At 33.5% G+C, this 21,780-nt stretch carries 20 protein-coding genes; 9 read left to right on the top strand and 11 right to left on the bottom strand.

Annotated elements, in window-relative coordinates; translation table 11 throughout:
* On the bottom strand, positions 1–648 hold the full coding sequence (gene pyrE, locus OA93_RS09670) for an orotate phosphoribosyltransferase (RefSeq protein ID WP_039112983.1): 648 nt from the start codon (positions 646–648) through the stop codon (positions 1–3).
* A 7-nt stretch (positions 649–655) separates the two neighbouring features.
* Here pyrE and OA93_RS09665 point away from each other — a divergent pair, with 7 nt between their 5' ends.
* Positions 656–1,258: an NUDIX domain-containing protein gene (locus OA93_RS09665; RefSeq protein WP_039112982.1), complete on the top strand. Its 603-nt coding sequence runs from the start codon at positions 656–658 to the stop codon at positions 1,256–1,258.
* Between the two features lie 265 nt (positions 1,259–1,523).
* Here the strand turns inward: OA93_RS09665 and OA93_RS09660 are convergent, their stop codons facing one another.
* From OA93_RS09660 to OA93_RS09645, 4 genes are all read right to left on the bottom strand, one after another.
* Entirely contained in the window at positions 1,524–1,973 is a 450-nt protein-coding gene (locus OA93_RS09660; protein WP_039112981.1) for a hypothetical protein, read from the bottom strand.
* Between the two features lie 311 nt (positions 1,974–2,284).
* Positions 2,285–3,409, bottom strand: coding sequence for a DUF4236 domain-containing protein (locus OA93_RS09655; protein WP_039112980.1), 1,125 nt, complete (start codon positions 3,407–3,409; stop codon positions 2,285–2,287).
* Positions 3,410–3,585: 176 nt separating this feature from the next.
* Entirely contained in the window at positions 3,586–3,930 is a 345-nt protein-coding gene (locus OA93_RS09650) for a cyclic-phosphate processing receiver domain-containing protein (RefSeq protein WP_039112979.1), read from the bottom strand.
* 155 nt (positions 3,931–4,085) lie between these two features.
* Positions 4,086–5,813: a M14 family metallopeptidase gene (locus OA93_RS09645; RefSeq protein WP_039112978.1), complete on the bottom strand. Its 1,728-nt coding sequence runs from the start codon at positions 5,811–5,813 to the stop codon at positions 4,086–4,088.
* 368 nt (positions 5,814–6,181) lie between these two features.
* On the opposite strand from OA93_RS09645, the gene OA93_RS09640 reads away from it, so the two are divergent.
* The gene (locus OA93_RS09640) at positions 6,182–7,408 is read left to right on the top strand and encodes a PQQ-dependent sugar dehydrogenase (RefSeq protein ID WP_039112977.1); all 1,227 of its coding nucleotides are present in this window, start codon (positions 6,182–6,184) and stop codon (positions 7,406–7,408) included.
* A 222-nt stretch (positions 7,409–7,630) separates the two neighbouring features.
* Here the strand turns inward: OA93_RS09640 and OA93_RS09635 are convergent, their stop codons facing one another.
* Entirely contained in the window at positions 7,631–9,043 is a 1,413-nt protein-coding gene (locus OA93_RS09635) for a PLP-dependent aminotransferase family protein (protein ID WP_039112976.1), read from the bottom strand.
* 93 nt (positions 9,044–9,136) lie between these two features.
* Between OA93_RS09635 and OA93_RS09630 the strand changes: the two genes are divergently transcribed.
* The 4 genes from OA93_RS09630 to OA93_RS09615 all read left to right on the top strand — a co-directional run bounded on the left by OA93_RS09630 (position 9,137) and on the right by OA93_RS09615 (position 12,658).
* On the top strand, positions 9,137–9,601 hold the full coding sequence (locus OA93_RS09630; protein WP_205625777.1) for a cupin domain-containing protein: 465 nt from the start codon (positions 9,137–9,139) through the stop codon (positions 9,599–9,601).
* 15 nt (positions 9,602–9,616) lie between these two features.
* Positions 9,617–10,501 (top strand): dihydrodipicolinate synthase family protein, encoded by an 885-nt coding sequence (locus OA93_RS09625; protein ID WP_039112975.1) that lies wholly within the window; start codon positions 9,617–9,619, stop codon positions 10,499–10,501.
* A gap of 214 nt (positions 10,502–10,715) precedes the next feature.
* Positions 10,716–12,062 carry a DEAD/DEAH box helicase gene (locus OA93_RS09620; RefSeq protein WP_039113086.1) on the top strand — a complete coding sequence of 449 codons (1,347 nt, stop codon included), beginning with the start codon at positions 10,716–10,718 and terminating at the stop codon, positions 12,060–12,062.
* 161 nt (positions 12,063–12,223) lie between these two features.
* Positions 12,224–12,658 carry a hypothetical protein gene (locus OA93_RS09615; RefSeq protein WP_039112974.1) on the top strand — a complete coding sequence of 145 codons (435 nt, stop codon included), beginning with the start codon at positions 12,224–12,226 and terminating at the stop codon, positions 12,656–12,658.
* 128 nt (positions 12,659–12,786) lie between these two features.
* On the opposite strand, the gene OA93_RS09610 is transcribed toward OA93_RS09615, so the two are convergent.
* From OA93_RS09610 to OA93_RS09600, 3 genes are all read right to left on the bottom strand, one after another.
* Positions 12,787–13,365, bottom strand: a complete 579-nt coding sequence (locus OA93_RS09610) for an alkylphosphonate utilization protein (RefSeq protein WP_039112973.1) — start codon at positions 13,363–13,365, stop codon at positions 12,787–12,789.
* A gap of 219 nt (positions 13,366–13,584) precedes the next feature.
* Positions 13,585–14,043 (bottom strand): pantetheine-phosphate adenylyltransferase, encoded by a 459-nt coding sequence (coaD, locus tag OA93_RS09605; RefSeq protein ID WP_035622952.1) that lies wholly within the window; start codon positions 14,041–14,043, stop codon positions 13,585–13,587.
* 111 nt (positions 14,044–14,154) lie between these two features.
* Positions 14,155–15,126, bottom strand: a complete 972-nt coding sequence (locus OA93_RS09600; RefSeq protein WP_039112972.1) for a D-alanine--D-alanine ligase — start codon at positions 15,124–15,126, stop codon at positions 14,155–14,157.
* 319 nt (positions 15,127–15,445) lie between these two features.
* Between OA93_RS09600 and OA93_RS09595 the strand changes: the two genes are divergently transcribed.
* Both OA93_RS09595 and OA93_RS09590 read left to right on the top strand, forming a co-directional pair.
* Positions 15,446–16,069, top strand: a complete 624-nt coding sequence (locus OA93_RS09595) for a PASTA domain-containing protein (protein WP_039112971.1) — start codon at positions 15,446–15,448, stop codon at positions 16,067–16,069.
* The gene (locus tag OA93_RS09590; RefSeq protein WP_039112970.1) at positions 16,059–17,105 is read left to right on the top strand and encodes an RluA family pseudouridine synthase; all 1,047 of its coding nucleotides are present in this window, start codon (positions 16,059–16,061) and stop codon (positions 17,103–17,105) included. Before OA93_RS09595 ends, OA93_RS09590 begins: the two co-directional genes overlap by 11 nt.
* 362 nt (positions 17,106–17,467) lie before the next feature.
* On the opposite strand, the gene OA93_RS09585 is transcribed toward OA93_RS09590, so the two are convergent.
* Positions 17,468–18,673: a sodium:proton antiporter gene (locus OA93_RS09585; RefSeq protein ID WP_039112969.1), complete on the bottom strand. Its 1,206-nt coding sequence runs from the start codon at positions 18,671–18,673 to the stop codon at positions 17,468–17,470.
* Between the two features lie 277 nt (positions 18,674–18,950).
* Between OA93_RS09585 and OA93_RS09580 the strand changes: the two genes are divergently transcribed.
* Positions 18,951–20,477, top strand: coding sequence for a SulP family inorganic anion transporter (locus OA93_RS09580; protein WP_039112968.1), 1,527 nt, complete (start codon positions 18,951–18,953; stop codon positions 20,475–20,477).
* Between the two features lie 43 nt (positions 20,478–20,520).
* On the opposite strand, the gene OA93_RS09575 is transcribed toward OA93_RS09580, so the two are convergent.
* Positions 20,521–21,762 (bottom strand): ATP-binding cassette domain-containing protein, encoded by a 1,242-nt coding sequence (locus OA93_RS09575; RefSeq protein WP_240474715.1) that lies wholly within the window; start codon positions 21,760–21,762, stop codon positions 20,521–20,523.
* Between the last annotated feature and the right edge of the window lie 18 nt (positions 21,763–21,780).

Below are 21,780 nucleotides of genomic sequence, written 5' to 3'. Positions count from 1 at the left end.
TTATTCTTCTTGTCTCCAAACCGAAGGATTTACGCTCCATTCCTGCAAGGTAACCAAATCTTCTTCAGGAATATATTTTTTAGCGACAGCAAGATTTAATAAATTCGAATAGTTACTTAGTGTGTATAAGTCGATTTTTGCATCCTGAAAGTTTTTCTCAGCAACATCAAAGCCATAAGTAAATATAGCAGCCATACCCTTAATATTGGCTCCAGCATTACGTAAAGCCTCAACAGCAAGCAAACTACTATTTCCTGTGCTTATTAAATCTTCGACAACAACAACATTTTGTCCCTTTTGTAAAAAACCTTCAACTTGATTTTGTCTTCCGTGTTTTTTAGGTTCTGGTCTAACATATACAAATGGCAATCCTAAGCTTTCGGCAACAAGAATACCAATACCTATGGCTCCTGTTGCAACTCCAGCGATTACATCTGGCTTACCAAATTGTTTTTCAATGTTCTTAGCAAACTCATCTCTAACATAATTTCTGATGCTTGGAAATGAGAGAATTAGCCTGTTATCACAATAAATAGGTGATTTCCATCCCGAAGCCCATGTAAAAGGATTTCCTGGATTCAATTTAATTGCATTTATTTGCAAAAGCAATTCGGCTGTTTTTTCGGCAGTATCTTTATTAAAAATCATAGTACAAATGTATAAAGTTTTTGTGAACGACAAACCACTTTTTTTGACAAATGAAATCTCCAAAGAGACTAATTTTCAATTGTTCTTGTTAGAAAGTATTGACATAGAGCAAATTATAGTCAAAATGTTCCAAAATAAAATTCAAGCGGCGTATTTATATCATCCTGACGAAAAGGAAATTATGAAAACGTTAAAGTCAAAAATTCCTGTAAATAAAGCGGGAGGAGGACTAGTTTATAATAAAAAAGGAGAGGTGTTATTCATCTTCAGAAATGGAAAATGGGACTTACCAAAAGGCGGAATAGAAAAAGGGGAGGAGATCGAAGACACCGCCATGCGTGAGGTAGAAGAGGAAACAGGAGTTGGTAAATTACGAATTATCAATAAATTACAAAAGACATATCACGTTTTTAAACGCAACGGAAAATACAAATTAAAAATAACGCATTGGTTCGAAATGCAATCCGATTTTAAAGGAACGCCACAAGGACAATTAGAAGAAGGAATCGAAAAAGTAGCCTGGTTAAGTCCCGTACAAATAAAAGAAGCACTTAAAAACTCCTACGAAAACATCAAATTACTATTCGAAGAAGAAAGTAAAATCGCTTAGAATAAACATTTGGGCGTGCCACCATATAAAAAAAGACCCAATGAGCATTACGTTCATTGGGTCTTTTTTTATATGCTGTCGGGCTATACGCGCTACTTTGGTAGCTAGCTTCTATCCCTCACGCGGGATTCTGTTTGTGGTTAAATGGTTGTCTTGTCCTGAAATAGGTTTACACAAAAGTGTAAAATTATGGAAAGGCATAAAAAAAAAGTCTAGTAAGTTATTAATAAGTTTTTCAGTTTTTTTAATCAGCTTATTATTAGTTCTACATTCTTATATTCTTATAAATTGTGTCTCCATTATTATCTCTTATATATATAAGTTTGTAAGTACTATCTGCTTCAAAAATATATTCTGCTAGAATTTTTGCTCCAAATTTATTATTTCCCCTAAATGAGAAATTTCCTTTAAATTTATATTTATCTAGAGATGAATAAAAATGGATTTTTCTTTTAAGAAAACTGATTTGTTCTTGAGAAATTTTATTATTTTCTTTTTGTAAGTTGCGAATGTCTTTTAAAATCGTTTGTATTTCTAGTTTACTTGTAAGGTATTCCACAGAATCTAAATGCATAGAATTGAATTCATAGCTACTAGGATCATTTAGATTTGGTTTAATGATGCTTTCTATTTCATTTTGTAGATTTTCAATTTTGCTTTTTTGACATGAGATTGAAACAATTAAAATTAATAGTAAAAGAATTATTTTATTCATTATAGTTAGGTTTTAAGTTTGTTTTTCAAAAATAAAAATTTAGAACATAGTAATATTACGGAAAATCATAATTGGCTGAATGCAGAAAAGGATTCGTCTTTAGTCTAAGATTACAATCAAGGGCGTAAGCAACTTTGGTTTTACACAAAGTAACCGCAATCATTTTATTTCGACGAAGGAGAAATCCCCGCTCCAATATGCTGTTCCAAATTTATTTTTTTGATTCTCTTTGTAGATTATTAGAGCGGGTAAGAAGTCGGGAGACTTCTCCACACACATGTGAACACTTCGTTGAGACAGAAGGTTAGATTTTATAATTTTTTTAATGATTTAATTATGGTTTGGTATTCTCTAAATGCCTTTCCAAATTCTTCAGTAAATTCATAATTACTAAATTCATATTCTTCATTTAGACCAGTATTTGTCTTTAAACTAATTTCACCATAACGAACAACTGGAATTTGATAATTGCCTTTAAATCTTTTGTCTGGAGAACCATTTTTGTTAACCTTTGCCCAAGTTCTATCTATTATTTTTGAATCTTTAGGAATAGATCCTGTTTCTGTAAACCTTACAAAACTCTGATTTAAAATTATTTCATCGATTCCAATTAAAGCAAAATTTGTATTATTTGAATACATAACAATAAAACTTGGATAAAAATATAAGTCTGCACCATTTGCATTCTGGAAATAAAGAGCATTAAATTCTGATTTGATATCAGGAAGAGACTTTAAAGCAAATCGAACATCTCTTTTTTGCACTAAAGTACTTGCTGACGATCTAGCTGCAACTCTATCTTGATAATGTGCACTTGTTACATCCCAAATTTTTTGCGAAGAGGATAACTTTTTAAATGTTTCTACAAGTGTTTCGTATTTTTCTTTTATTTCTAATTCAAAATCAACATCAAGTTTGACAAAGCAATTTTCTATTTGTTTTTTAGTTTGGGCTATTGCTTCTTTCTGTGCTTCAATATCAATTTTGATATTTTCAGGAATAGTTTTCTTTACTAATCCATAAATTAAAAAATAACTCAAACCTAATTTTAATTTCGATGAACTTAAGGTAGTTTGTATTTTTAAAACATCTTTTTTTAAGTCTTTTCTTTGTTCATTAGCCAAAATAATCGCTTCTTTTATTCCTTGCATATTCTGACTTGTGATTTCTTGAATATCGGAACTGAAAATATTATCAGAGATTTCTATAATTGGTTGCTCATTATAAATCTCGGATTCTGAATTATTATTTGAATTAAAGATTTTTTGTCGATTGTGGATACCTAAAATAGGTACACTTGTATTTAAATAACTTCCAGATTTTCCAAAAGTCATATTTGCTCCTTTGACACCTATAGAAGTAGTTATACCACTCTTGCTAAAATTCAAATGAACACCTGGGATAATTTTAATTCGTTTGCGAAAACTCCAAGCCATATTTTTATTTTTAAATTATTGTTTATCAAAAATATGAGCATAAGTAAATAGAATATTACGGAAATCCATAATCTACTTAAAATTTATTAAACACGAGTTTTGCCTGCTTTACGAACTGTGTCCGATATCCAATAGGCATTCGCAATCTGTGCTATTGGGCTGAATTTGTTTTCGCGTCAGTTATTTTGATTTTTCAAATGTTTAATATAATTATCAAGTAAGCTTTGAATTTGTATTGATGCTACAGGATTGGCAGAATGAACATTAAATTTTAAATTTAGTAAATCAAGCCCAGATTCATAAACTAACCATTTTGCAGCAGCATAACCATCTTCGGCAACATTATCGTTTTCATCTAATCCTAAATCATTATCAAAACTAATTAATTCTGGAAGTCCGTTTTCGATTATTACTTTTTTAAAATCGTGAAAATTTCTAACTATTACAAAATCAGCATCAGTTAAGTTTTTGTAAACCATTTTTACATCTCTAATATCGTCAAGAAAAAGTTTGTACGGCATTTATTTAGTTTTTGTGAATTAATGTGCTATTTACCTTTGTCAAAGTTGAAAAACTTTGACAAAGGATTAGCGAAACAGCCTTGCGACCTTAACATTTTACAAGAGAATCAATATAAAAAACCTTTGCTCCCGAAGCCTCGGGATTGCGGTTAAATTCACAAAACACGATATATCGGATATTGCATATGCGCCTTTTCATAATAAGCAGAATGTTTGTAAACCCAATCCAGTTGCGCTTCGGGATCTTTGGCAAGTTTCGGATCGTTGAGTTTTGCTTGTTCCAAATCTGCTTTTAATTTTGGGTTGTCTCTTAGAAGTTTAGACGCAGTATCTTCAAAAACATACTCTGAGTAACCTTCTTTTTGTTGTAACATAGTATCGAAGAAATTCCAGTTAAAAAATGAATCAACGCCTTCGGGTTCTAATGTTTCTAATAGGTATTTAATTGCCTTTTGTTGGGTCGAGAATACATAATCGCCTTTATAAAAAGGTACTTTTGTTAACTGAGAAGTTACTTTAGTATTTCGGTGCAAATAATGTCCTTCGTAAGCCGAATTTGTCGTTTTAAAATCAGCAATTTTATAACTTTCAACTTCTATAATTGTATCTTTTTTTAGTTGCGTATAAGTTACGCCATTACTTTTGAGTAAATCGATAACATTCCAAAATCCTTTAGGAATAATATACGCCGTAGGAACAATAATATCCTTAACCGATTTGAATTCTTTTATATAAGGAATGTCTTTTTTGTATGGTTTAGTTCTGTCATAAAATAATCTATTACCAGTTGTAACTTCGCTCTTTTTATGAGTTGCTTCATATCCTAAAAATGAAAAGGTTGTCATTTTTGTGCTATCAATTTCCCACTTAATGGTATAAGGTTTTTTAGGTGCATATTGCGCTTCGTTTTTTAAACGCATTTCCTTTATTTTTTTATAATTAGCATCTGTAAAATCAATTGTAGATGTCATGTATTCGTAAGTAGCTTTTACACGATCGGCATAGTTTTTAAGCATATGTGTTTCGACCACAAAACCGATTGTATTAAAAAGAGAAGTATAGCCAGTTGTGTAACGTGGACTATCCGAAAATTGTATAAAACCATTATCAGGAGTTTCTTCAAATGCATTGACATAAGGTGTTGTTTCCAGATTTTTTTTCTGTAAATCTTTTACCAATGCTGGCATCATTTCCTGATTTAGATAATCTCCTAAAACAGTTCCTAGTTTATTATGTTGTGTCATAATATAAGTCAGCTTATATTGATAATCAGACCCGTTGCTTACATGGTTATCGATAAACACATCTGGGTTTGTTTTATGGAAAATCTCCACAAAGCTTTTCGTGTTGCGAGTATCCGATTTAATTAAATCACGGTTTAAGTCATAGTTTCTTGCATTTCCGCGAAAGCCATATTCTTCTGGTCCATCCTGATTGGCTCTTGTTGTGGAGTTTCTGTTTAAAGCACCGCCAATATTATAAACAGGAATTGTTACTATTACGGTGTTTTTTGGTGCTTTTATCTTTCCTAAAGCCAAATCTCTAAACAGTTGCATAGTTGCGTCAATTCCGTCAGGTTCGCCAGCATGGATTCCATTATTAAGAAGTATTACAGCTTTATTCTTTTTGATTGCCTCAAAATCAAATTGTTTGTCAGAATTAAAAGTAATCATGTGTAGAGGATATCCACTATCTGTGAGTCCCATTTCTTCCATTTTGATAGTCGGAAAATCATGTGCAAGAAGCGTGTAGTATTTTATGGTTTCCTGATAATTAGCCGATTGGTTTCCGTTTCCTTTTTCGAAATAAGTCTCGTATTTATTGTTTTTCTGAGCAAATGCTGTGAAGCTTAACAATAAAAAGCATAAAGTAAAAATTCTCATGGTTTGGTTTTTTAATAGAAATCAAATATAATTATTTTCTTTTAAGGTACTATCCCGAAGCTTCGGGACTAAGTTGCAAAGGTTGCTTGATTGTCTAATATTATGCAACGATTAACTATAAAGAATACAAAGTTTTGTTTTGACTATAGTAAAGATTAACCGCAAAAGAGGCACGGTTTTACGCAAAGAGTGCAAGGTAGATAAAAGTGCCAAGAAGCTTTGCGAACTTTATGGTAAAATAACTTGGCGTTAAAATAAAGCCATCATTTTGAAACTTATAATCATATAACTTTTCTCATAAATTATATAACTTTTTTTATTTTATAATTATGACTTTCGTTATGTTTTAATTATAAAACCCCAAAACTATGAGAAATATTAACCAAATTGCTATTGTTTCGAGTATGCTAATAAGTTTATTGAGCTGCTCTAGTGATAAAGATGTCGATGTAAATCCAGGTACAATAACAAATCCTGTAGAAGGAAATGCTGCCAATACAACTTACAAACCAGCATTTGAAGGACAGACCCGAATTAGTGGTGTGCAAACCAATACACCTTATGAGGGAGTTGTTATTGCTACAACATTAACAAGCCCATGGGGAATTACAAGTCTTCCTGATGGTAGATTATTAATCACCGAAAAAACAGGAACGATGCGTATCGCTACGACTACAGGAGTTGTAAGTAGTACAATTACAGGTATTCCTGCCGTTAATTCTGCCGGACAGGGTGGTTTATTAGGACTATGTATTGACCCTGAATTTGCAACTAATCGTATGATTTACTGGGTTTTTGCAGAAGCTACAACTGGTGGAAACAATACAGCAGTAGCCAAAGGGAAATTATCAGTTGATGAAAAAACAATCGAAGGCGCAACCGTTATTTACAGAGCCAAACCAGCCAATGCAAGTACACTTCATTATGGCGGACGTATTCTTTTCGATAAAACAGGTTTTCTTGTTGTAACTACCGGAGAAAGATCTGTGCTTGAAACCAGATCATTAGCACAATCAGTTGCAACAGGTTTGGGTAAAGTAGTTAGAATAACAAAAGAAGGGCAACCCGCAACTGGAAATCCCACTTTTACGCAAACTGGAGCTTTGCCAGAATTATATAGTATTGGTCATAGAAATCCACAGGGTCTAGCACTTAATCCTGTTACTAATGAAATTTGGGTTGCTGAGCACGGGCCACGTGGAGGAGATGAAATCAATCGTATAAAGGCAGGTGCAAATTATGGATGGCCAACCATTACATACGGAATAGAATACAGCGGTGAAAAAATTGGAGCGGGAATTCAGCAACAAGATGGTTTGGAGCAGCCGGTTTACTATTGGGATCCAGTGGTTTCACCAAGCGGAATGACTTTCTATACAGGAAATCGTGTTCCAGAATGGCAAAATAATCTTTTCATAGGGGCTTTAAGCGGAATGCATATCGTACGTCTTGCTATAAAAGACAATAAAGTTGTTGGAGAGGAAAGACTTTTGGTTTCAGAAAACCAACGTTTTAGAGATGTAACTCAAGGAAAAGACGGAGCATTATACGCTATTACTGATGGAGGAAGACTTTATAAGATTGACAAAAAATAACAATCAATTTCTTTGTATATCCTATTTTTCGAAGTCTAATATCCTGTGAGGATTAACCGCAAAGAGAGTAAAGATTTTCACAAAGTTCGCAAAGCTATATTCACATAGCTTTGCGAACTTTACGTTTGTCAACACATTCAATATAAAAAACTTTGCGCTCTCTTTGCGGTTAAATAAACACACACACACAGTATTAACTTGAAACCTGAAACAAATTACCCATTACAAATATTTTGCTAATTCTATAATTCCTTCTTCTATTTGTTGTTCAGTAAGGGAGGCATAGCCAAGTCTGAATCCTGATATTGGTTTGTTAAAACTAAACTTCTCGGGAGTCATAATTTTTATCCCTTTTAAAAGAAGTTTATCTGCAATTTCAGAGATGTTTACAGGTGAATTTGGTATAATCCAAAATGCTAAACCGCCTTCGGGTTTTACGAATGTTGTTTTGTCTTTTAGGTATTTATTACAAATGGTTTCAAAGTAATCTCTTTTGGCTTTGTAAATGATTGTAGTTCTTTTGATATGTCTTTTTATTACGCCTTCATTTATAAGTTGTAAAACTGCTTCTTCCATAATATTATCGCCTTGCACATCGATTATTTTCCTGTGTTTGGCTACTTTTTCTATGGTTTCTGTATTGGTTACTAGGTAGCCAATTCTTAATGCTGGCGCGACTATTTTACTTAATGTGCCTATGTAAATCGTATTTTTGGCATTGCTATAACTCGAAATTGGCAGGATTGGTCTTTGTCCGAAATGGAATTCATTGTCATAATCATCTTCAATAATGGTAAAACCGTAAGTATTGGATAATTCTACGAGCTTTAATCTTCTTTTTAAACTCAGTGTTACTGTCGTTGGGAATTGATGGTGCGGTGTAACGTAAATAGCTTTAATATTCTCGTATTTCTTTACGTATTCCTCAACCTCATCAACTACTAATCCGTCTTTGTCAACAGATATTGGGAGTAATTGAGCTCCTGCATTTTCAAATGTATCCCAAGCGGGTTTATATCCAGGATTTTCAATCATTATGTAATCTCCCTTGGTAAATAAACAATGAGAGGCAAGATACATTGCCATTTGGCTTCCTCGGGTAATGCATATTTCATCTGGAGTAATATTCATTCCTCTTTTAAAATTTAGCATTTGAACAATGGCTTTTCTAAATTCTAAATTTCCAAGTCCGTTGCTATAACCCATTATTTGCCAGCGCGATTTTCGATTAAAAATCTGTCTGTATGCTCTTGCGAGTTCATTCATTGGAGCAATTCGGCTGTCGGGAATACCATCATCAAAAACTAAAAGAGGTTTTACTTCTTTAGTTGTAGATTCAGTTTTCCTTTTATGATTTGTAGATTCAGAAATAATAGGTAAAACATCGGCAACAAAAGTTCCTTTTCGTTCCATTGTAATAAGCCAACCTTCGGCTATGAGTACATCTAGCGCTTCAATAACTGTATTTCTGTTCACTTTAAGTAGTCCCGCAAGTTGCCTGCTTCCTGGTAAAGCGTTTCCGCTATTAAGGATTCCTGTTTTAATGGCATCGATAATAGCATCGGCAATTTGTAGATAAATTGCTTTATCGGAATTGTTATTTATCTGAATCTCTAATTGCCAAGGTCTTAACATCTGGACTAGGTATTTGTGTTTAAACTGTGTTATATGGGTAGTCCAAAGTTACGGTAATTTTGTAACGCAATAATGCAAAAACAAATAAATTATATGATTATGGAAACTAAGAAACAATTTTCATCAAAAGACTTTCACGAAACATTTGCACGACCAACTTTTGTGATGCCAGAAAAATTAATACACAGAGATGTTGAACAAGCCGGAGTTCACAATCAATTTTCTACTGAAAGAAAGCATCCTGTTTTCTTTATTGATCTTCCGAGTAAAAACGTGAGTATGACTATTGGAGGATTATTACCTGACCAAATGACAAACAGACACAGGCATACTTATGAAACAGTATTGTACGTAATTGAAGGGCACGGATATACTGAAGTTGAAGATGTAAAAGTAGAGTGGAAGGCAGGCGACGCTGTTTATATACCGAGTTGGGCTTGGCACAGACACAAGAATTTAAGTAATGTAGTTTCGGCTAAATATATAGCTTGTGAAAATGCACCTCAGCTACAAAATTTAGGTGTTGCATTACGTGAAGAAGAAGGAAGAGATCTTTAATTTAAAAAAAAGTAAATGAAAAACACATTGTTTAAAGGTATAATTGCCTATCCGATTACTCCGTTTGACAAAGACGAAAAAGTAGATATTGTATTGTATAAAAAGCTATTAGAAAGATTGATTGTTTCTGGCTCTCATGGCGTTGCTCCGTTAGGAAGTACGGGAGTTATGCCGTATTTGACTGATGAAGAAAAAGAAGCAATTACCGAAGCTACAATAGAACAAGTTAATGGTAGAGTTCCAGTTTTGGTAGGTGTATCAAATTTAACAACCGAAAAAACAATTTACCACGCGAAGTTTGCTGAAAAAGCGGGTGCAGATGCAGTCATGATTATTCCGATGAGTTATTGGAAACTTACTGATGATGAAATTGTACAACATTATGATGCTGTTGCGAAGCAAATTTCGATACCAATAATGGCGTATAACAATCCTGCAACGGGTGGAGTAGATATGTCGCCAGCATTGTTAAAAAGGCTTTTGGAGATCCCTAATGTTACTATGATTAAGGAAAGTAGTGGAGATGTACAAAGAATGCATTATTTGAAAAGAGAACTTGGTGATGATGTTGCATTTTTTAATGGATCAAATCCGTTGGCATTGGCAGCATTTTCTGCAGGAGCAACGGGATGGTGCACAGCTGCGCCAAACTTAATTCCCGAACTGAATGTTGATTTATATAATGCTATTCAGAAAAATGATTTGCAGGAAGCTCAAAAAGTGTTTTACAAGCAATTAAATCTTTTAAAATTTATTGTAAACAAAGGTTTGCCAAGAACTATTAAAGCTGGTTTGAAAATTAAGGGAATAGACGGAGGTTTTTTAAGAAGTCCGTTGAAACCATTAACAGAAGATGAAATAGCTGAATTGGAGTTGATTTTTAAAGAATTAGAACAGTAGGGTATTGAGTCTTTTAAGTATTTAACCGCAAGGAGCGCAAAGATTTTCGCAAAGTTCGTAAGGTTTATAAAACATGTAGCTTTGCGAACTTTGCGATTTTAATAAATCCGGCTTATTAAAAACTTTGCGTGCTTTGCGGTTAAATTTCATGTATTTCTGTTCTCATTTCAAGCCTGAAACTTTAAACAAACAGTATTTTGACTACTTTTGCAAAATGAATAAGAAACACCATTCGAATAATATACTTTTGAATTTAGGTATCGAAAGCCTAAACGAAATGCAAGAAGTTGCTCAGGACGCAATCCTGAATGATAATAATGTTTTACTACTTTCTCCAACTGGATCAGGAAAAACTCTAGCTTTTTTACTGCCAGTTTTAGAATTATTACAACCCGAAATCCTTTCTGTACAATGTTTAATCCTTGTTCCTTCGAGAGAATTAGGATTGCAAATAGAGCAGGTTTGGAAAAAAATGGGAACCGATTACAAAGTTAATATTTGTTACGGAGGCCATTCTATCGATACAGAAATTAAGAATCTAAGTAATCCGCCAGCAGTTTTAATAGGAACTCCGGGAAGAATTGCTGACCATATCGACAGAGGTACTTTCCGTTTAGATAAAGTTCAGACTTTAATCCTTGATGAATTTGATAAATCATTGCAATTGGGTTTCCATGAGCAAATGTCTTTTATCATTGGTAAACTACCAAAATTGAATAAACGTGTGTTGGTTTCGGCTACATCGGATATTGAGATTCCAAAATATACCAGAGTAATTAATCCAACGATTTTGGATTTTATACCTGAGGAGGAAGATAAATCGAATCTTTCGATGAAAATGGTGGTTTCTCCATCTAAGGATAAAATAGGAAGTTTATTTAATCTTATTTGTTCTTTAAAATCGCAATCGGCTATTATTTTCTGTAACCATCGTGATGCTGCTGAACGTATTAGTGATACGCTAAATGAAAAAGGGATCTACGCTACTTATTATCATGGAGGAATGGATCAGGATGAGCGTGAACGTGCTTTGATTCAGTTTAGAAACGGAAGTGTGAGTTATTTAATCACAACGGATCTTGCTGCTCGTGGTCTTGATATTCCTGAGATGAATCATGTTATTCATTATCATTTGCCATCTAAAGAAGATGAGTTTACGCACCGTAACGGACGTACTGCTCGTATGCTTGCATCGGGAACGGCTTATATCCTAGTTCATGAAAGTGAAAAGAAACTGGATTATATTAATTATGATATGGATGTTTTAAAGGTCGATAATGCTACGACTTTGCCTAAACCTCCAGAATTTCAGACTATATATATAAGTGGTGGAAAGAAAAACAAACTTAATAAAATTGATATAGTAGGGTTCTTTTCTCAAAAAGGAAAACTAGAAAAAGGTGACTTGGGATTAATTGAGGTGAAAGATTTTATTTCGTTTGCTGCAGTAAAATTCAATAAAGTAAAAGATTTGCTTCAAAACATCAAAGAAGAGAAGATGAAAGGCAAAAAATTTAAAATAGAAGTAGCTAGAAAAGTAATTAAGAAGGAAGAGGAGTAATTTATTTATACACAATTAGTTACTGTGTTATTGTTTGTGGTGACAAGTAATTATAAACAATAAATTATATTTAATGTCAATAAATTAACTGTCTAAGAAAGGAGTTAATTTTTTTTATTATTATGTTTGCCCCATAAAATAAATAAACCCCAAAGAATATTATGAAAAAAATTATTACTATTGCTGTTTTGTTTTTAAGTTTTGCATCTTTTGCTCAAATTAAAGTTATTGAAACTGTGCCAGTTGAGAAATTAGGTAAAGTGAATAATAATTATATCCAAAAAATTGGAGACGAATACACTGTATTTTATAACTGTATTCAAAGTGATGATGAAAACAATACTTTAAGAAAATTCACTTTCAAGAATATTGATAACGATTACCTAAATCTTTACAATATTATCGTAAACGGATTTACAGCAACTCCTTTGTATGATATCAAACTAGAATTACCTAACAATTATGTTTGGTTGCATTATACGGCAAGTGTTGATAAACCGACTGTTCAATTTATGGTTTCGAACAAAGAAGGTAATGCAAACAATGTTTCTGAGGCTTTAACAAAAGATCAAGTGAGTAAATTGTTTCAAAAATAATTAGATTATCTACTATAAAAAAGGAGGCTATTCATGATTTGAATAGCCTCCTTTTTTAGTTTTCAGTTTCAGTCTCAGTTTTCATTTCAGTATTGAATACTGTGACTGAAAACTGAGACTAAAAAAAACTATATTTTCTTCACGTATTGTGTGATAATTACAATTTGCTGACCATCTACTTTTCCTTCTATGTATTCGGCGTTTTCATGGTCTAAACGAATGTTACGCACAGCAGTTCCTTGTTTGGCAACCATACTAGATCCTTTTACTTTTAAGTCTTTAATTAAAACTACAGAATCTCCGTGTTCTAAAATTACGCCATTACTATCACGGTGAATAATTTTGTTTTCGTCTTCTTCACCTTCTCCAGTTGCTTGTGCCCATGCTAGAGTATCTTCGTCTAGATACATCATGTCTAGCAATTCTTGTGGCCATCCTGCAGCACGCATTCTGCTCAACATTCTCCAGGCAACAACTTGTACAGCAACATTCTCGTTCCACATACTGTCGTTTAAACATCTCCAATGATTTAAATCTACGTTATCTGGATTTTCTATCTGATCTACACATGTGCTACAAGCCATTACGCTTTCATCAATTCCGCCTTTTTGAGTTGGTAAAACTTGATATACTTTTAGGTTTTCGGTTGCGCCACAAAGTTCACATTTAGATCCGCTACGTTTGTTTAATTCTCTTTCTATGCTCATTTTTTAATAGTTTATTTGAAAATGCGAATTTACTTATAATTTAGGAGGGGGACAAATTTATATTTTTGATGGTTTTTTGCCACAGATTAAAAAGATTAAAAAGGATTTTTTCGTTTTGTTTTTGCGAGGAACGAAGCAATCTTATTTAGTATGTTCGTTCCAGTGATTTATCATTTTAGTGTGTTTGCTTCGTTCCTCGCAATGACTTACGCAAAATATTTACTTTTTCACCCTAACCGCGTCTGGAACCAGCATTTCGTATTCTCCGCCATTTCGTAATACATCACGAACGATGCTTGAACTTATATATGATGTTCTTGCTGCTGTTAATAAAAATACAGTTTCGATTTTGGATAAACGTCTGTTGGTATGTGCGATTGCTTTTTCGAATTCAAAATCGGCTGGGTTGCGCAATCCTCTTAATATAAAATGTGCCTTTAATTTATGGCATAAATCTATCGTAAGACCTTCATAGGTTATTACGGTTACTTTGGGCTCGTCTTTGAAAGTTTCTTCGATAAATCGCTTTCTTTCTTCGAGCGAAAACATGTATTTTTTTTCGGCATTTACACCTATTGCAATTACGATTTCATCAAATAGTGAAATTCCTCGTTTGATGATATCTTCGTGTCCAAGTGTAATTGGATCAAAGGATCCTGGGAATATGGCTTTTCTCATTTTTTTTAAGGTTCAAAAGGTTCAGAGAGGCAAAGGTTCAACGGTTTTTTGAGTTTTAAAAATTAAGGTGCTAAAATCTTAGATTCTTAGCACCTTAGTTTCTTAGCATCTTTATGAAAGAGCCAACTCAATTGAATTTGTAAACAAATCTTCTAGTGAAATTCCTGCTGCTTTTGCTTGTTGTGGAATCAAACTTTCGGTTGTTAAGCCAGGGATTGTGTTCATTTCGAGCATATATGGTTCGTTGTCTACAATGATGAATTCGCTTCTTGAGAATCCTTTCATTTTTAAGACTTCGTAAGCACGTTTTGCAACTTCGCTTACTTTTTGAGTCATTTCGTCGGTTATTCTCGCTGGTGTGATTTCTTGTGATTTTCCTTCATATTTTGCTTCGTAATCGAAGAAATCATTATCGGAAACAATTTCAGTAATTGGTAATACGATAACTTTTCCTTGGTAATTGATTACACCAACAGAAACTTCGGTTCCGTCAAGGAAGCTTTCGATGATGATTTCGTTATCTTCTTTATAAGCAATTTCTATTGCAATAGGAAGTTCGGCTGCAGTTTTTACTTTTGAGATTCCGAAGCTAGAACCTGCTTTATTCGGTTTTACGAAACATGGCAAACCTACTTTTTTTACAATCTCGTCGGTATTGATAATATCTCCTTTATTTAGGTAGTAAGAGATAGCAGTTTTTATTCCGTATGGTTTTAGAACTGAAAGTAAATCACGTTTGTTGAAGGTAAGTGCGGCTTGGTAATAATCGCATGAAGTTTGCGGTATGTGCAATAACTCAAAATAGGCTTGCATTAATCCGTCTTCGCCCGGAGTTCCGTGAATGGCATTGAACACGCAATCAAAAGTGATTTTTGTTCCATCTACGGTTACTGAAAAATCATTTTTATCTATCGGGAATTCGGCATCTTTTTCATCTACATAAACCCATTTTTCTTTAAAAATATGAATTCGGAAACCATTATATTTGGTTTTATCAAGGTATTGGTATACTACATTTCCGCTGATTAGTGATATTTGATATTCGCTAGAATATCCTCCCATGATGATGGCAATGTTTTTCATCGATCTATATGTTTTTATGTTTAATCGTTTATTTGTTTAATCGTCAATGTTATTATGAAAACGTTTTGTGTTTCTAGCCCCGATAGTAGCGGTATCCTTTTTTCATGCTTTTTTTGCATGGAAAAAGATATAGCGTATAGCGGGAAATAGCTCCTAAATCTTAGGCTTGGCTCTGGGTGAGGAAATGTATGATTTACTGATCTAATAACACTATTACACTCCGCTCAGGGCGACTATAAAGCTGCTTTCTTGTATTAAACAAAATTATCATTTTTTTTGGAACGAAATCTTTATCTTTGCCACAAATAAAAATAAATTTATGAGTTTACGTAAGTATCTAACTAGCCGAGTATTTTTTACGCAAATACTAATTGCTGTTGCAATTATTGCAGTTTTAGGTTATTTGTTTATGCATTGGTTAACATTTACAACTGATCACGGACATGAAATCGAAGTACCAGATTTAAGAAAATTGACCGAAGAACAAGTGGAGGCAAAACTGGACGGACTGGATCTGGATTACGTACTTTTGGATAGTGTGGATTATAGAAGTGGATTCCCGAAATTTAGCGTTGTTGAGCAAGATCCTTTGCCAGGAACGAAGGTAAAAGTGGGTAGAAAGATTTATATTAAGATAAATGCATCTGGTTTTTCATCAGTTCGTATTCCGGATTTGATAGAGAAAACATATCGTGAGGCTATACCAACATTGAAGGCTTTAGGGCTTGAAGAAGGTACAATTACGTATATTCCTAATCTTGGAAAAGATATGGTTTTGGAGATGCGTTTAAAAGGAAGAAACTTAAAAGTGGGAGATCGCGTACTGAAATCATCAAAAATTGATTTGGTTTTGGGCGATGGAAAAGCAAGTTATTTAGACGAAAGTCAACCAGCAGATTCTCTAGCAGTGCCAGGAGACGAAAAAACAGCAAATGAACAATAATAATACCGATAGTTTAGATTTAGAAGAAGAGTTATATGAGCATTTTAGATTTGAAGTTCCTAAGGGTCAAGCGCCTTTAAGAATCGACAAATACTTAATGGGTTTAATACAAAATGCTACAAGAAATAAGATTCAGAATGCTGCAACAGAGGGTAATATCTTTGTAAATGACGTTATTGTAAAGTCGAATTACAAAGTAAAAGCGTTTGATGTTGTTACGGTGATGTTATCACACCCTCCGTATGAAAATCATATTATTCCAGAAGATATTCCGTTAAACATTGTTTACGAAGATGACGCTTTATTGTTGATCAATAAGGAGCCAGGAATGGTTGTGCATCCGGGACATGGTAATTATACAGGAACACTTGTTCATGCTTTGGCACATCATTTTGATAATTTGCCAATGAATAGTAGCGAGCGTCCGGGATTGGTTCATAGAATCGATAAGGATACTTCAGGACTTTTGGTTATTGCCAAAACAGAAGCTGCTATGACGCATCTTGCCAAACAATTTGAAGCTAAAACTTCTGAAAGAGAATATATTGCTCTTGTTTGGGGAAATGTTGTTGAGGAGCAAGGAACTATCGAAGGGAATCTAGCAAGACACTTGAAAGACAGAATGCAAATGGCTGTTTTTGCTGATCCAGAAATAGGAAAACCTGCTGTAACGCATTATAAAGTTTTAGAACGGTTTGGTTATGTTACTTTGATTTCTTGCCAGCTTGAAACAGGTAGAACACACCAGATTCGTGCGCACATGAAACATATTGGTCATCCGCTTTTTAATGATGAGCGTTATGGTGGTCACTTGATTTTAAAGGGAACTACGTTTACAAAATACAAACAGTTTATAGATAATTGTTTTAAAGCTTTGCCAAGACAAGCTTTGCATGCTAAAACATTAGGTTTCGTTCATCCTACAACAGGTGAAATGATGCGTTTTGATACTGAACTTCCACAGGATTTTCTTGATTGTATCGATAAATGGCGCAATTACTCGAAATCGCATAATACTGACGAAGAAGAAAGTTAAAAATATAAAGCCCCAATTTGGGGCTTTTTTATGCTTTATCTGGAATAAAATTTTGAACCATTAAGAGATTAAGATTAATTAAGGTTTTACTTTTTATTTGCTGTTAGATTGTCTATAAAGGAACGCGGATGATGCGGATTTACAAAAAGTAAAGACGCGGATAAAAACGGATTTTTTAAAACAATCATAAATTCCGAAGCTTCGGAATGAGAGAAAATCCGTGTTTATCCGTGTTTTCGCCTTAGCGAATCCGTATTATCCGCGTTCCTTTCGCAAAGAGTTAGATCAAATTAAAAAGAAAAAAAAATCTGGGGCTGATTTTTTTTTCTTAATTTGCCTTAATCTCTTAATGGTGAAAAACTTTATTGTAAGCCAGAATCTAGCTTTTCTTCTTTCACGACTTTGGGTTCTTCTTTTTTGGAAGTTATCATTACACCAAACATCATCAAGAAGGCACAGATTAAGATTACTTGAATAATAAGGGATTCGTTTACTAAACCGATTTGATTTTCGACAGTTATACCAATGAATAATAATATGGTTATTAGTCCGCGTGGTGCTACGAAAAGTAAGGGTAATAAGGGAACTTTAGATAGATGTAATTGAATCGTTCTAATTATAAAAATAAGTATTACAATTCCAATTGCCCAAAAGATAGTGTCTGGGTTAAGTATTTCGGCTCTTCTGAGTGAATAGCCAAATAACAGAAAAAATAATGCTCTTACTATAAAAGCACCTTCGGCGGTGAGTTCTTTAAATTTCTGGACCTCTTTAGCTAGTGATTCTGAGCGAAGGCGTTCACTCCATTTATAGTTTTTTAACTGATTAAAATTATTAATTGAGAGACCAAATATCAAGATGAAAAGTAGTGCTGGTAAATGGTGTTTTTTTGAAATTTCATAAATTAAAATCATTAATAAAATAATAGGCACAAACTTAATATGATGTTCAATTCTATTAAGGATTAATGATAATAGCATGGTTGCTAAAAAGGAGATTACTATCATAATTAAAATCTGCAGAAAAAAGTAGCTAAAAGTTGAGAATCCAAAAGTGGTATTATAATATATGAAATTGAAAAATACTACGCCAAAGATATCCGATAAGCTACTCTCGTAAGTTACAAATTCTCGTTGGCTCAGGTTTAGATTTTGAACACTTGGAATTGCAATGGCACTACTAATTACACAAAATGGTATTGCATTTATTAAGCAGGCTTGAAGCGGGTATCCTCCATAATAATGGAATAAATAAGCCAGTACAAAGGCAAATGCTATAAAGGAAAGAAATGCACCTATTGCTGATTTTTTTATTAATGGCAACTTGGATTTGTCAAGTTCGAGTTCTAGTGCTCCCTCGAGTACAATTAATATAAGTCCTATGGTTCCTAAAATAGGAAGAAGATGGGTGAATTTAGGAAGCTCGATATCAAGGAATTTAGTTATTTGCCTTACTGTCCAGCCCAAAAGGAGTAATAATATTACGGATGGAATTCTTGTTTTCGATGAGGTTAAATCGAATAAGTAGGCGATAAGCAATAAGACACAAAATGTAATTATTATTGTCATTTTTGATTCTTTTTTAATTACTCTTAGCTATTGTTATTATACGGAACGAAAGGGAATATTGATGTAATTTACCAAATATCGCTAATAAATCATAGATTTTGTTAAAGAAATAATGACTTTTATCTCATTTGTAAAGTTGGATTTGTAACGATATACGCTGTAAAATAGTTACTTTTGTTGCGCTTATAAAAAAGTTATTTTGCTATTGTTGAAATATTAATAGTAGGAAAAAACTGTTTTTTATTAGTTCTCATCTTTTCAGATTTATATTTAAATAATGAAGCAATATTTTAACTTATTTGATTTCACACAAAAAGTAGATTATAAAACCGAAATTCTAGCAGGTTTTACGGTGGCTATGACTATGATTCCCGAATCGCTTTCGTTTGCCATTCTTGCCGGTTTTCCGCCTTTGGTTGGTTTATATGCTGCATTTATCATGGGATTAATTACGGCTGTTTTTGGTGGTCGCCCAGGTATGGTATCGGGTGGAGCAGGAGCAACAGTGATTGTATTGATTGCTTTAATGAAATCGCACGGTTTAGAATATGTTTTTGCTGCTGTGGCTTTGGCTGGTGTTTTGCAAATTCTGGTAGGTTTGTTTAAATGGGGTAAATTTATTCGATTAGTTCCTCAACCTGTAATGTTTGGTTTTGTAAATGGTTTGGCAATTGTAATTTTTATGTCGCAATTAAAGCAATTTAAAACGGTTGTTAATGGCGAGTTAGTTTGGTTATCGGGAAATCCTATGTTTATTATGTTAGGTTTGGTTGCTTTAACAATAGCAATAGTAATTTTGTTTCCTAAAATTACTAAAGCAATTCCGGCTTCGTTAGTAGCGATTATTGTTGTTTTTGGTTTGGTTCTTGGTTTAGGTATTCAGACAAAAACTGTTGCCGATATCGCCTCAATAAGTGGTGGTTTTCCTCCTTTTCATTTGCCTAATATTAATTGGAATCTCGAAACGCTGCAATTAATTTTTCCGTATTCTTTAATTATGGCTTCTGTAGGGTTAACGGAGGGGTTACTAACATTAAACTTGGTCGATGAACTTACAGGAACTAAAGGAAACGGAAATCGGGAATGTATTGCTCAGGGAAGTGCCAATATTGTAAATGGATTTTTCTTTGGGATGGGTGGTTGCCCAATGATTGCTCAAACGCTGGTAAATATCTCGGCTGGTTCCAGAGCTCGTTTATCGGGTATTATTGCATCACTAACTATTCTTGTTATTATCTTGTTTGGAGCACCTGTAATCGAAAAATTACCTATGGCAGCTTTGGTTGGCGTTATGTTTATGGTTGCAATAGGAACGTTTGAGTGGGCTAGTTTCAGGATTATTAATAAAATGCCTAAACACGATATTTTTGTTGGAATTATCGTTGCGGTGATTACTGTTTTTATGCATAATCTGGCTTTGGCAGTTTTAATAGGCGTTATTATTTCGGCTTTGGTTTTTGCTTGGGAAAGTGCCAAACGTATTCGTGCCAGAAAATATATTGATGATAATGGAGTAAAGCATTATGAGATATTTGGACCGCTCTTTTTTGGTTCTACAATGGGGTTTATGGAGAAATTTGATGTTCAGGATGATCCGAAAGAAATAATAATCGATTTTAAAGAAAGTAAAATAGTAGATATGAGCGCCATTGATGCTGTAAATAAAATTACAGAACGGTATGCAAAAATCAATAAAACGGTTCGGTTATATCATTTAAGTGACGATTGCCGATTGCTACTTAAAAATGCTAATATTATTGTAGATATTCTCGAAGATCCTACTTATAAAGTTACTGCTGATTAAGAATATTAAAAAGAGCCTGAAAATATTTTCAGGCTCTTTTTAATTATAGGGATTTTGATTTGATATTTCCAATTGACCCAGTTTCTGATGGAATTAATTCGAATATAGATGTAGGTGTTAGACCTGGTTCTATGCGATGAGAAACGTATAAGATTGTCATACTAGTTTCTTTGACCAAAAGATTAACTAGTTCAATTACTAAAGCTACATTTTCATCATCCAAACCTTCTACAGGTTCGTCTAAAATTACTAATGGAGGATGTTTTAATACGGCTCTAACGATTAATGCAACTCTTTGCTGTCCGATAGAAAGTTGTGTAAATGTTTTATTCTTTAAATGGCTCATTTTAATCACATCAAGCCATTGCGATACAATTTGTCTTTGTAAAGATGTTGGTTCCGTATATAATCCAATTGAATCAAAAAAACCAGATAGAATCATGTGTTCTAAGCTGTGTTTTTTCTGAAATAAATCAGTCATGGAAGTCGAAAAATAACCAATTCTCTTCTTGATATCCCAAACACTTTCTCCGCTTCCTTTCTTCTTTCCAAAAAGGAATAAATCTTGTCCGTAACCTTTTGGGTTATCACCAGAAATTAAGGATAGGATTGTACTTTTTCCAGAACCGTTAGGTCCAATAAGTTGCCAAAATTCATTCTTTTTAATTGTCCACGTAATAGCATCAACGATTTTTCTTTCGTCGTAACTTACAGAAACGGCATTCATGTGTATCAATACTTCTTCATCGTAATCTGTAGGTTCTGCAGGTTTAGGAATAGAGACTTTTACTGAATTTGAACTATTTTCGGTAGTTTTTATTTCGTTTAAAACAAAAGAATTATCTGTAATCTGAGCTTTATTCTGTATAAAAGGAAACAAATCGGCAGCACGATTTACCAATTGAATAATTCGAACTGATTTCGCCAATTGTTCCAGAGAATTCGCCAATGTAATACGTGAGGCATGATCTAAATGGTCTAGCGGATTATCAAAAATAATATAATCTGGATTTTGCTTTACGCAATAGTTTAAAAACTCTTTTTTACGTTCGCCCGAGGAGAATGTTCGTAGTTTTCTATTTGATTCTGCAGCAGCTTCAATCAGATCATATTGGTATTCTTTTTCTATAAATTTATCAATTGCAATGTCCGAAAATAGAATTCCGTTTAGGGAATTAAAAGCCGCTAATTCTCCTTCGGCATTTCCGTCAAGTACCGTTTCAATAAAAGCTTTTTTATTAACTGTATTAGATAAAAGGATATCCCAATGTTCTATAGTGTTCATTTGCGCAATTTAAGAATT

The sequence above is a fragment of the Flavobacterium sp. KMS genome (assembly GCF_000813005.1).
Taxonomy (GTDB): Bacteria; Bacteroidota; Bacteroidia; order Flavobacteriales; family Flavobacteriaceae; genus Flavobacterium.
Note: the sequence above shows the minus strand (reverse complement) of the source record. Positions and strands in the feature narration are given on the sequence as shown.

Bases quoted from the DNA above. Each gene is read 5' to 3' on its own strand.
- pyrE (WP_039112983.1), bottom strand. From the start codon at position 648: ATGATTTTTAATAAAGATACTGCCGAAAAAACAGCCGAATTGCTTTTG.
- OA93_RS09665 (WP_039112982.1), top strand. From the start codon at position 656: ATGTATAAAGTTTTTGTGAACGACAAACCACTTTTTTTGACAAATGAA.
- OA93_RS09660 (WP_039112981.1), bottom strand. From the start codon at position 1,973: ATGAATAAAATAATTCTTTTACTATTAATTTTAATTGTTTCAATCTCA.
- OA93_RS09655 (WP_039112980.1), bottom strand. From the start codon at position 3,409: ATGGCTTGGAGTTTTCGCAAACGAATTAAAATTATCCCAGGTGTTCAT.
- OA93_RS09650 (WP_039112979.1), bottom strand. From the start codon at position 3,930: ATGCCGTACAAACTTTTTCTTGACGATATTAGAGATGTAAAAATGGTT.
- OA93_RS09645 (WP_039112978.1), bottom strand. From the start codon at position 5,813: ATGAGAATTTTTACTTTATGCTTTTTATTGTTAAGCTTCACAGCATTT.
- OA93_RS09640 (WP_039112977.1), top strand. From the start codon at position 6,182: ATGAGAAATATTAACCAAATTGCTATTGTTTCGAGTATGCTAATAAGT.
- OA93_RS09635 (WP_039112976.1), bottom strand. From the start codon at position 9,043: ATGTTAAGACCTTGGCAATTAGAGATTCAGATAAATAACAATTCCGAT.
- OA93_RS09630 (WP_205625777.1), top strand. From the start codon at position 9,137: ATGATTATGGAAACTAAGAAACAATTTTCATCAAAAGACTTTCACGAA.
- OA93_RS09625 (WP_039112975.1), top strand. From the start codon at position 9,617: ATGAAAAACACATTGTTTAAAGGTATAATTGCCTATCCGATTACTCCG.
- OA93_RS09620 (WP_039113086.1), top strand. From the start codon at position 10,716: ATGAATAAGAAACACCATTCGAATAATATACTTTTGAATTTAGGTATC.
- OA93_RS09615 (WP_039112974.1), top strand. From the start codon at position 12,224: ATGAAAAAAATTATTACTATTGCTGTTTTGTTTTTAAGTTTTGCATCT.
- OA93_RS09610 (WP_039112973.1), bottom strand. From the start codon at position 13,365: ATGAGCATAGAAAGAGAATTAAACAAACGTAGCGGATCTAAATGTGAA.
- coaD (WP_035622952.1), bottom strand. From the start codon at position 14,043: ATGAGAAAAGCCATATTCCCAGGATCCTTTGATCCAATTACACTTGGA.
- OA93_RS09600 (WP_039112972.1), bottom strand. From the start codon at position 15,126: ATGAAAAACATTGCCATCATCATGGGAGGATATTCTAGCGAATATCAA.
- OA93_RS09595 (WP_039112971.1), top strand. From the start codon at position 15,446: ATGAGTTTACGTAAGTATCTAACTAGCCGAGTATTTTTTACGCAAATA.
- OA93_RS09590 (WP_039112970.1), top strand. From the start codon at position 16,059: ATGAACAATAATAATACCGATAGTTTAGATTTAGAAGAAGAGTTATAT.
- OA93_RS09585 (WP_039112969.1), bottom strand. From the start codon at position 18,673: ATGACAATAATAATTACATTTTGTGTCTTATTGCTTATCGCCTACTTA.
- OA93_RS09580 (WP_039112968.1), top strand. From the start codon at position 18,951: ATGAAGCAATATTTTAACTTATTTGATTTCACACAAAAAGTAGATTAT.
- OA93_RS09575 (WP_240474715.1), bottom strand. From the start codon at position 21,762: ATGAACACTATAGAACATTGGGATATCCTTTTATCTAATACAGTTAAT.